This window comes from Rhodococcus sp. IEGM 1372, from assembly GCF_030056835.1.
Lineage (GTDB): Bacteria > Actinomycetota > Actinomycetes > Mycobacteriales > Mycobacteriaceae > Rhodococcoides.
Genome location: NZ_JASHKS010000051.1, coordinates 1 through 10,243 on the forward strand (window position 1 = coordinate 1; position 10,243 = coordinate 10,243).

Consider the following 10,243-nt stretch of genomic DNA (forward strand, 5'->3'; position numbering starts at 1 on the left):
CCCACTGCAGATATCCAGTATCAACCGGACATATCCATACTCACAGTCACATTGACTCCCCAGGGGGAGGGCGGTCAGGGCACCCAGTGTCTTGCGGCGATGTCGTCGATCACCGGATCCCCGTCCTGCGCAGCATCGAGTGCTTCGAGGTCGTCGCGCAGTGCGTTCAAGCGTGGGTCATCGCCCTCGGCTTGTTCGGCGGCCGTTCCTCCGTCGTCGGCGAGTTGCGCGAGCAGTTTCGCGCGCACGCGATCCTTCAGCGAGTCGCTCATTCGTCGTCACCCTTCTTGAAGACGCGGCGGGCCGTGGGGATGAGCGCGATGAGCACGCCCAGCAGCACGATGATCGAGAAGATTTCCAGCAGCATGTCCAACTCCTAGGGGGGTCAGGTCGGGGCGATCGCGGTGCCCCATGGGGTGTTGCGCACCACGGTGAACACGGTGAGGACGGCGATCATCACGATCACCGTCGGGCGGTTGAATCGCGGGAACTCGAGCGGGCGTCCGGTCCAGCGAGCCCGCAACCACAGCGCCCACACTGCGAGCGCGCCGACGGCAACCACGACCGCACCGACATTGCTCGACGCAGCCGCCGCGATGTCTCCGCGGGTGAGGTCACCGAGAGCCCGGGTCGTGCCGCATCCGGGGCACCACAATCCGGTCAGGGCGTGAAACGGGCAGGGAAGGTACGCCGAAGTGCGAGGGTCACGAACGTGCAGCAGCACTGCCCCACCGACAGCCGCAGCGGCAACACCGAGAGGTGCGGCGATGCTGCGCGATCGGGCGGGTGCCGTCATGACTACCAGTCCATCACGGTTCCAGCATCCATCAAGGTTCAACGACGATCGTCGCCGTCATGTCCGGATGCGGGGTGCAGTGGTAGGTGAAGGTGCCCGCGGTATCGAAGGTGTGCGTGAACTGTCCGGTCTCCATCAAAGCGCTTCGGAACGAGTTGTCGTCGGCAACCACGTTGTGGGCCATGCCGCGGTCGGCGAACACCCAGGTGACGGTGTCCCCCACGGAGATCGTCAGTGACTTCGGCGAGTACATCCGATCGGCGACGGTCACCTGGTTCTCGGCAACGGGTTCGGCGGGTGCGGCCGGGGTGGTTGCGGTGGAGCAGGCAGTCAACATGATCATCGATGCCGCGAGCAGTCCGAATGCCTTCATGACTCCGACGGTACCGAAGGTGTTCGTTCCCTCCGGCCGAGGATGTACTGAGCCGTCAGTGCGATCGATCGCTCCGAATCCTGGGTCAGTTGCTGCAGTGCCTGCAACGCCGCCGAGCCCGGAATGCTCGCCAACGCCTGTGTCACTCGCTGTCGCACCACAGAGTCGTCGATGCCGTCCATCAACGCCGCCACGATCGAGTCGGCGGATCCCAGCACGCCCAGGGCATCAGCGGCATCCACGTCGTTCGTGCCGTCGTGCACCATCGCGATCAGTGTCGGAATGGCGTCGACGACGCCTCGAGTCGCGAGTTCCAGTGCAGCGACCCGACGGACCTGCTCGTCGTCGTGGACCAGCGACTCGGTCAGTAGTTCGGTGGCATCGGGGTGAGATATCTCGACGACGGTATCCACGGCGCGGCGTCGTACCTCGGGGTCCGAAGAATCCAGGCCCTCCTGCAGCGGCCCGATCGCGTCCCCACCCGACTGAGCGAGGGCCCACCGCAGTGCGCCGGCCACGTTGGTTGCGGGCTCACGCAGCACCGCCTCGGCCAGGGCGGCTGCCGGAATGGGTCGATCTCCGACGGAGGACAGCGCCGCCGTCTGCCGCTTCCCTGCACTGACGGACCCGAGATCACTCAGCAGCGCCACAGTGTCGAGTACGTCCTCCCAGTCCGCCGGCCGCAGGTCGCCGATGCGACGCAACCGCGTGAGCAACTCGGTATCCCGAGCGATGCGTTCCTCCGTTCGGGCGGCGAGCTCGTCGACGAGTCCCGAGGCCGCGAAGTTCGGGTCGTCGAGCGCTCGCCCGACGTCGTGCAGAGACAACCCGAGCGAACGCAGAGACTCGACGTGGAAGAGGCGTCGAACATCATCCGGGGAGTACTCGCGGTAGCCGGTGCCGCTGCGCGAGGTCGGGCGCACGAGTCCGAGCCTGTCGTAGTGCCGGAGCATGCGCGCACTGACGCCCGACCGCCGCGCCACCTCACCGATCAACATCGTTCTATCTCACCCCGCAGAGTCGACCACGCCAAGGGCATCGACACGTTTGGCCTCGAACACTGCGAATCCGGCGTCCGGGTCTCGGAGCAGCGCCTCGGTTGCTTGCGCATGGGCGCGAACGGCTGGATCCCTGCTCGACGCGGCCTCCCGCAGCATCGGCTCGATTACCGACCCCAGTGCCACCAGAGCGCGGCTCAGACTTCGCTGGACGTCGTGCCCACCTCGGCCGAGTTGGGTGGCGAGCATTGTCGCCAATGCTGATTCGCTTCCTGCCGGCACCAGAACCACTGCGGCTCGCCATGCGCTTCGGGCCACTTCGTCGTCCGGATCAACAAGCACGGAAGAGGTGATCGCCTCCCACACCGACGGGTTCTGGATCTTGGACAACGTATGCAACGCCTGGCTGCGTGCCTGCGCGCCGCCCGTGCGCACCTCCTCGATCAACCGCGGAACCGTCGCCGAAGCGGGAAGTCGAATCAGCGCCCACGTCAACACTTCTCGCACCTGAAAGTCCGGTTCGACGGCGCAACGCTGCATCAGCGCGTCGAGAAACTGCAGGTCCGGCGCGGTGCCGATATCGAGCGCGGCTCGAAGCCGAACCGAAGAAGCGTGGTGCCGAAGTAGTTCGTTCATGGCCGTCAGCCAAGACCTTGTCACGATGTGAGGGTCAACCCCGAGTCAACACATCGGCGAGAGTTCGGTTCATCGTGTTCAGTGCGCGCACCGCACCCCGCAGCGGACCGGGCGCGTTGGTGGAGGTGAGCAGCACATCCAATACCGTTGTCTCGGTGATCTTCTCCGGCGGCTCGACGTGATTTCCGGCAACGGCTGCCTCGACGTGGCCTACAGTGTCGCGCACCAGGGCCGCCGCGTCGCGCAGTGCCTGGGCAGTCTCGGCCGTCGGAGCCGTTCCCGCGTCGGCGCGGGAGGCCAGCACACCCGCGCGGGCCAGAGCATGAGCAGATCGGCCGCTGACTGCCAGCACTCGCAACAGTCGTTTCGCGCCTCGCCTGCTGCGGGTCGTCGGCCCGAGCACCAGCGGCTTTCCGGCCGTCACTACATCCTTCAAGGCATTGTCGAGCGTGCGCGTCGACGCCACCAGGTCGGTCCCTTCGCCCGGAGCGATGACCGATTCCACGCTCGATTCGATCAACGCGTCCAACTGCTCGAGGTAGGTATCGACCCTGTCCACCAACGTCTTTCGAGTACTCGTCGAGAAGATGAAGTAGGCGGATACCATACCGACCACGCCGCCGACGGCGGTCTCGACGATCCGCAGCTCGAGCACCTCGATACTGAAGGTGCCCAGTAGCCCGTAGAGCATCGCGAGCAGAATGGTGACGAAGAACGACAGCAGCGCATACGCCACCGTCACCAGATAGAACGCGAAGAAGACACAGACGACGATCAGCACCAACTGCAGGGGTTGATTGTTGCCCACCAGCGCGGCGATCACCACCCCGGCGAGTACACCCGCGATGGTGCCGAGGACGCGTTGGCTTGCCCGCGTGAGGATTTCACCCCGCGTCGACGCCCCCGTGAACACCAGGAACGCCGTCAGTACGGCCCAGTACCAACGGTCGGGTGAGACCAGTTCGCCGAGTACGGTCGCCGCGCTGGTGGCGACGGCCACCTGGATGGCGGCCTTGGTGCTGGGGTCGAGTCCGCTCGGCGTGTCCTTCACCGCCGCCTCGGACGGCTCCACAGCGGCGGTCGCCGACACCGAGACGGCATTGGTGGTGATGTGATGAATAGCGATGTGCGCCTGCACAGCTCGCTGCGCCGAGACCGTAGCGATCCCCGCGAGGGTGGACGGGTCGGCGCGCTCAGCTGCTGTGGACGCCAACCGACGGGCCGCGCGCAGCTGCTCCGCGGACGGTGTGTTCTGCAGAACCGACCCCAGTGCCGTGGTCGCCTGCCCCAGTGATGTCGGCCAGGGTTTCGCGGGATCCAGAGCCCACAGTGAGCTGACGAGCTGCTCGGTGGCGATCTGGGCGTCGAACACGCGGAGCGACAGATCGGTGCTCGTGACGCTGAGCAGTTGCCCGGCATCGTGTCGGTCGAGCCAGTCGTCGATCATCAGCGCCGTGTTGCCGAGTCGGTCGAGTCTGCGGCGCACCAGGTTCAGGTCGCGACTTTCCCCTGCCGACGCCGCCTCCAGCACCGACACCGAGACCGCCCGCATGGCGAACAGCAACCGACGAACCTCCACGATCGGCCGATCCGGGAAGATGACCGCTCGGACGAACAGGGCGATCACCAAGCCGCCGAGGATCGCCGCGATGAGCATCGGCAGCTGCCCCGGCGTCGCGCGCAGGAACAGCGCGAAGAAGTACGAGATGAACGAGACCATGCCCAGCGCCGTGCCGCGCGGGCCGAAACGGCGCACCCACACGGCCGTGAACAACACCGCGATGAATCCGACGTCGGCGACCTTGCCGAGCTCGGAGAGCAGCGCCGCCAACGTCACTGCCGCCGAGGCAGGCAACGCCATCAGTGCGGTGGTGACCAGCCGACTGTGCTGGTCCTTGTCCTTCACCGCCGCCGATGCCTGCATCGCCACGACGGTTCCGAGCATCGCCACCGTCACCGGCTGCCCGATGGCGCGCGTGATCAGCACCAGCGTCACCATCGCCAGCAATACCGTCAGCGTCGTCGCCGACGCACCGCGCAGCCGTACCTGTCCCGGATCCGAGGCGTCGAGGATTCGGGCGAGGCGGTTCATTCCCCCGATTCTGCGCTACGGCTCAACCCCGTGCCGCCCGGATCGCCGGGGCCGACGAATGCGGCAGCAATCGGCTCATGTCCGATGGCATGACCAGTTCGACGGTCGCAGATTCGTCCAGTCGGTACGGCTGCGTGGAGATGATGCCGGCGAGGTGTTTGCGCAGCCGCGACATCTCGGCCCGCACGGTGATGGCACGTCCGTCGTCGCCGAACAGATCGGCGGCCATCTGCGACGCGGTTCGCCCCTGCCGATGCGTGGCGAGAAGGTACAAAATTTCTGCGTGCCGGGGCGTCGGCTCGTGGGTCCACTCCCCCACCTCGCTGCGCACTTCGATGCGAGGTTTCTGCGAATTGCGTAGGTCGATGCGAATTCTCGTCGATCCGACATCGGCGACGCCGGAATCCATCGTGCTGGTGGGTCGGACGAGCCAGCCACCGGGCAGGGGTTCGAAGTCGCACACGCCGAGGGTCGGCAGCCAGAAGCGTCCGGTCGCCAGATCCTCGGGCAGCAGAATGCGATTGCGCAGCGCCACCGATTCGACAGCCGCGACCCAGCCGTTGGCGTCCACCGCGAGGGCCGGGGACTGCAGGCGCGCGAGCATCGGTGCGGCCACCGAACGCAGTCGATCGAGGGTGCTCCGATGAAGTTCCCGCAGTTGAGATTCCGCCAACCGTGCGACGGCGTCGACGAGTGCGATGGTGGTGGGGTGGACAGTCTTGGCCGGGCCGCTGACATCGGTGGCTCCCAGCACCTGACCGGTTCGCGGATCACGGATGGGCGCACCGGCACACGTCCATGAATGATGGCTGCGCACATAGTGTTCGGCCGAGAAGATCTGCACCGCGCGCCGGGAGACCAGCGCGGTGCCGATGGCATTGGTGCCCACCGAGTCCTCGGCCCAGTTGGCGCCTTCCACGAAGCCGAGGTCGTCGGCGCGGTCCAGTACCGCCGTCGATCCGCTGCGCCACAGCACGCGGCCGTGCCGATCGGCGACGACGAGGATGTTGTCGCCGTCCTGCACCACCGATTCCAGGCCGCGGGCCAGATCGTCGAGGATGTCGAACAGCCCCGATTCCCGACGGCTCAGCTCGAGATCGGAGACGTCCATCTGCGTCTCGGCGGGGTTGCCCAGTTCGGGGTCGATGCCCAAGGTCTGCAACCGACGCCACGAGTCCCCGATGACCTCGCGGGGACGTGCAGGCGACTTGCCGCCGGTCATGGTCGCGTCGTACACGGCAGTGAGAATCTGCGCGTAGCGGCGCGGGTCTTCGCCGGCCGCCAGCGCAGGTTCAGGACCTGTCGACTGCGTCATCACAGTCAATTGTGCTCCAGCTCACAGATCGACATGAACGGGGGTTACCGATAGACCAGACCGCCGTCGATCAACGGTGCCTGGCCGGTCATGTAGTCCGAGTCGGGCCCGGCGAGATACGAGACGAACGCCGCGACATCCTCGGGGGTCTGCGCACGACCCAGGGCGATGCCGCCGACGAATTTGTCGTAGGTCTCGCCTTCCGCTGCGCCCGTCAGCTCGGCGAAACGCTTGTCGATGGTGACCCACATATCGGTGCCCACCACGCCGGGGCAGTACGCGTTGACGGTGATCCCCTCGGCCGCGTATTCCTTCGCTGCGGCCTGGGTCAGGGCGCGAACGGCGAATTTCGTTGCGCTGTATACCCCGAGCATCGCGAACCCGTCGTGACCGGCGATCGACGACGCGTTGACGATCTTGCCCTTCTGGCCGAGAGACCTGAATTTCGCTGCGGCAGCTTGAATTCCCCACAGCACACCGTCGACGTTGACGGCCCAGATCTTCTTCGTGTCCTCGGGGCGAACATCGTCGAGCGGGGCAACCTGCGCGATGCCCGCGTTGTTGACGATGACGTCGAACCCGCCGAGCGCCTCGTGCGTATGCTCGACGGCGGCGAACACCTGGTCGCGGTCGCTGACGTCGGCCACGAATGTCGTTGCTTTCGAGCCGGTTTCACGCACTTCATCGGCGACGCCGGCGATCTTGTCCTCGGCCAGGTCCACCAGGGCGATGTCGTGTCCGTCGTTCGCCAACCGCAGCGCGATGGCTCGGCCGATGCCCTGGCCCGCGCCGGTCACCAGCACCGCGCTCATGACGCTGCTCCGGTGGAAGGGTCGACCAGAACCTTCATCTTGGTGCCCGCATGCAGCGCCTCGAAGCCGTCGTCGATGACTCCGTCGAGCGTGATCTTGTCCACCCAGCCCGTCGTGTCGTAGTGGCCCTGGCTCATCAGATCGATGACGGCCTCGTAGTCGGCCGAGGTGTAGCAGAGCGAGCCCTGGATGCGGGATTCGTTCATCACCAGCTTCTGCAGCGGCGTGGTCAGTGGCTTCTCGTAGATCGCGACGCTGACCAGTGGCTTTCGCGCACCGATGCATCCGAGCGCTGTCTCGACGGCAGGTTGCACGCCGGCCGCGTCGTAGATCGCGTCGGCTCCGTTGCCGTCGGTGAGATCGGCGATGAAGGCGGGGACGTCGACAGCCGTCGGGTCCAGGGTCTTCGCGCCCAGGGCTTCGATCGATGCTCGACGCGTCGGCGATGGTTCGACAACGTACACGTTCTCGACGCCCTTGCCGCGCAGCGCGAACCACAGTCCGATGCCGATGGGACCGGCCCCGAACACCATCGCGGTGTCCTCGGGCTTCGGATCCCCGAGTGTCGCAGCGTGATAGGCGACCGACATCGGCTCGACGAGCGCACCGAGTTCGAGGGAGACGTTGTCGGGCAAGGCATGAATCATGTCTGTGGGCACCACGGTGTACTCGGCCATTCCGCCGTCGGACATCAGTCCGTGGAAGCCGATCTGCGCGCAGATGTTGTAGTTGCCCGCGCGGCACGGGCCGCAGTGCCCGCAGCGGTAGAGCGGCTCGATGGCGACGCGGTCGCCCACGTTGATGTCGGTGACACCCTTGCCGAGTTCGGTGACCGTGCCCGAGAACTCGTGGCCCAGCACCAGCGGCATCTCCTGACCGGTCAGCGGATGCGGCGAGGTGGGGATGAAGATGGGGCCGGCGTAGTACTCGTGCAAGTCGGTTCCGCAGATTCCGTTGAACCCGACTTGGATCTTGACCTGCCCTTCACCTGGATTCGGCTCGGGTACGTCGGTGATCTCCACCTTGTTGGGGCCGTAGTACACAGCTGCGCGCATCGCTTCACTCCTGATCGTCGGATGCACTCATGTCTATGTGACGCCGACCACTTCGGACAGGGTTGCAGCGCGTTGCAGTCACTGCCCTCGAAATCGGGTGCATTCGACCGCGCTGAGCGCGGTCAGCTGCACCGGATTCGCACTGCAACCCCCTGCAACTCTCGACCACCCACCCTTAAAGGAGTGTGCTGGGTCACACAGAAGGTCCCGCACACCGCTAGGAGTTTTGATGACCCAGACCATCGAGCCGGTCGACATCGCCCGCACCCACACCCCGCAGGAACGGGTCGACGCCTGGCTGTCGGAGTTCGAGCAGGCGCTGGTCGCACGCGACATTCCTCGCGTTGCCGGCATGTTCGCCGTCAGCAGCTTCTGGCGCGATCTCGTCACCTTCACCTGGAATCTGAAGACGGTGGAGGGACGCGACGGCGTGTCCGACATGCTCTCCGAGCGGCTCGACGACACCGATCCGACGGGTTTCCGCACCACCGAGACTCCCGACGAGGCAGACGGCGTCGTCTCGGCGTGGATCGAGTTCGAGACCGCGACCAGCCGCGGCAAGGGTCACCTGCGGCTGACCGTCGACGCCGATACCGGCCAGGACGTCGCGTGGACGCTGCTGACCACGATGCAGGAGCTCAAGGGGCACGAGGAGCGTCAGGGAAAGTCCCGCATCAAGGGCGCGGTGCACGGCTCGAATGCCGATACCCAGAACTGGGCGGAGAAGAAGGAGATCGAGGAGAAGGAACTCGGCTACAGCGTGCAGCCGTACGCCCTCGTCGTCGGCGGAGGCCAGGGCGGTATCGCTCTCGGCGCTCGGTTCCGTCAGCTCGGTGTGCCTGCGATCGTCGTCGACCGTGCCGAGCGCCCCGGCGACCAGTGGCGCGGCCGCTACAAGTCCCTGTGTCTGCACGACCCGGTCTGGTACGACCACCTGCCGTACCTGCCGTTCCCGCCGAACTGGCCGGTGTTCGCGCCGAAGGACAAGATCGGCGACTGGCTCGAGATGTACACCAAGGTCATGGAGGTCCCCTACTGGACCAAGACCACCGCGAAGTCCGCTACCTACGACGAGGTGGCGAAGGAGTGGACCGTCGTTCTCGACCGCGACGGCGAGGAAGTGATCCTGCGGCCCAAGCAGCTGGTGATGGCCACCGGAATGTCCGGCAAGAAGAACGTGCCGAACTTCCCCGGCATGGACGAATTCGAGGGTGAGCAGCACCATTCCAGCGAACACCCCGGTCCCGACGCCTATGTCGGCAAGCGCGTCGTGGTGGTCGGTTCCAACAACTCCGCGCACGACATCTGCAAGGCGCTGTACGAGACGGGCGTCGATGTGACGATGCTGCAGCGCTCGTCCACGCACATCGTCAAGTCCGATTCTCTGTGTGAGATCGCGCTGGGTGATCTGTACTCCGAGCGGGCTGTCGAGTCCGGAATGACCACTAGTAAGGCCGATCTCACGTTCGCATCGTTGCCGTACCGGATCATGCACGAGTTCCAGATTCCGGTGTATCAGCAGATCGCGGAACAGGACAAGGACTTCTACGATCGGCTGGAGAAGGCCGGCTTCCAGCTCGATTTCGGCGACGACGGGTCCGGGCTGTTCATGAAGTACCTGCGCCGCGGCTCGGGCTACTACATCGATGTCGGCGCGTCCGAGCTGGTCGCGGACGGGAAGATCAAACTCGTTGCCGGGCAGGTGGATCGGATCAGCAAGACCGGCGTCGTGCTCGACGACGGCACCGAACTGCCTGCCGATCTGATCGTCTACGCCACCGGCTACGGCTCGATGAACGGCTGGGTGGCAGACCTCATCGATCAGGAGACCGCAGACAAGGTCGGCAAATGCTGGGGCCTCGGCTCGGACACCACCAAGGATCCCGGTCCGTGGGAGGGCGAGCAGCGCAACATGTGGAAGCCGACGCAGCAGGAGAACTTCTGGTTCCACGGCGGCAATCTGCACCAGTCGCGGCACTACTCGCTCTACCTCGCGCTGCAGATCAAGGCGCGCTACGAGGGCATCGACACCCCGGTCTACGGGCTGCAGGAAGTGCATCACCTTCGGTGATGCAGTGGTGGGGGGGGGGGGGGGGGGCGGGGGCGGCCCCCCCCCGGGGCGGGCGGCCCCGACCCCCGCCGCCCCGCCCCCGCCCGCGGCGGCGC

At 65.9% G+C, this 10,243-nt stretch carries 10 protein-coding genes; 1 reads left to right on the forward strand and 9 read right to left on the reverse strand.

Annotated features, from left to right (window positions below; genetic code table 11):
* Nucleotides 1–74 precede the first annotated feature (74 nt).
* From QM590_RS23810 to QM590_RS23850, 9 genes are all read right to left on the reverse strand, one after another.
* On the reverse strand, nt 75–272 hold the full coding sequence (locus tag QM590_RS23810) for a hypothetical protein (protein ID WP_094640895.1): 198 nt from the start codon (nt 270–272) through the stop codon (nt 75–77).
* A 113-nt stretch (nt 273–385) separates the two neighbouring features.
* Nucleotides 386–796, reverse strand: a complete 411-nt coding sequence (locus QM590_RS23815; RefSeq protein WP_269596639.1) for a DUF2752 domain-containing protein — start codon at nt 794–796, stop codon at nt 386–388.
* Between the two features lie 31 nt (nt 797–827).
* Entirely contained in the window at nt 828–1,169 is a 342-nt protein-coding gene (locus QM590_RS23820; RefSeq protein ID WP_269596638.1) for a cupredoxin domain-containing protein, read from the reverse strand.
* Nucleotides 1,166–2,167 carry a HEAT repeat domain-containing protein gene (locus tag QM590_RS23825; protein WP_269596637.1) on the reverse strand — a complete coding sequence of 334 codons (1,002 nt, stop codon included), beginning with the start codon at nt 2,165–2,167 and terminating at the stop codon, nt 1,166–1,168. The genes QM590_RS23820 and QM590_RS23825 overlap by 4 nt, the downstream gene beginning before the upstream one ends.
* A gap of 9 nt (nt 2,168–2,176) precedes the next feature.
* Nucleotides 2,177–2,803: a HEAT repeat domain-containing protein gene (locus QM590_RS23830; protein WP_269596641.1), complete on the reverse strand. Its 627-nt coding sequence runs from the start codon at nt 2,801–2,803 to the stop codon at nt 2,177–2,179.
* 34 nt (nt 2,804–2,837) lie between these two features.
* Complete coding sequence (locus QM590_RS23835) at nt 2,838–4,895, reverse strand: FUSC family protein (protein WP_269596636.1); 2,058 nt, start codon at nt 4,893–4,895, stop codon at nt 2,838–2,840.
* A gap of 22 nt (nt 4,896–4,917) precedes the next feature.
* Nucleotides 4,918–6,210 carry a GAF domain-containing protein gene (locus tag QM590_RS23840; RefSeq protein WP_269596635.1) on the reverse strand — a complete coding sequence of 431 codons (1,293 nt, stop codon included), beginning with the start codon at nt 6,208–6,210 and terminating at the stop codon, nt 4,918–4,920.
* A 44-nt stretch (nt 6,211–6,254) separates the two neighbouring features.
* Nucleotides 6,255–7,022, reverse strand: a complete 768-nt coding sequence (locus QM590_RS23845; RefSeq protein ID WP_269596634.1) for an acetoin reductase — start codon at nt 7,020–7,022, stop codon at nt 6,255–6,257.
* On the reverse strand, nt 7,019–8,077 hold the full coding sequence (locus QM590_RS23850) for a 2,3-butanediol dehydrogenase (protein ID WP_269596633.1): 1,059 nt from the start codon (nt 8,075–8,077) through the stop codon (nt 7,019–7,021). The genes QM590_RS23845 and QM590_RS23850 overlap by 4 nt, the downstream gene beginning before the upstream one ends.
* Before the next feature lie 229 nt (nt 8,078–8,306).
* On the opposite strand from QM590_RS23850, the gene QM590_RS23855 reads away from it, so the two are divergent.
* Entirely contained in the window at nt 8,307–10,148 is a 1,842-nt protein-coding gene (locus QM590_RS23855) for a flavin-containing monooxygenase (RefSeq protein WP_269596632.1), read from the forward strand.
* Nucleotides 10,149–10,243 lie beyond the last annotated feature (95 nt).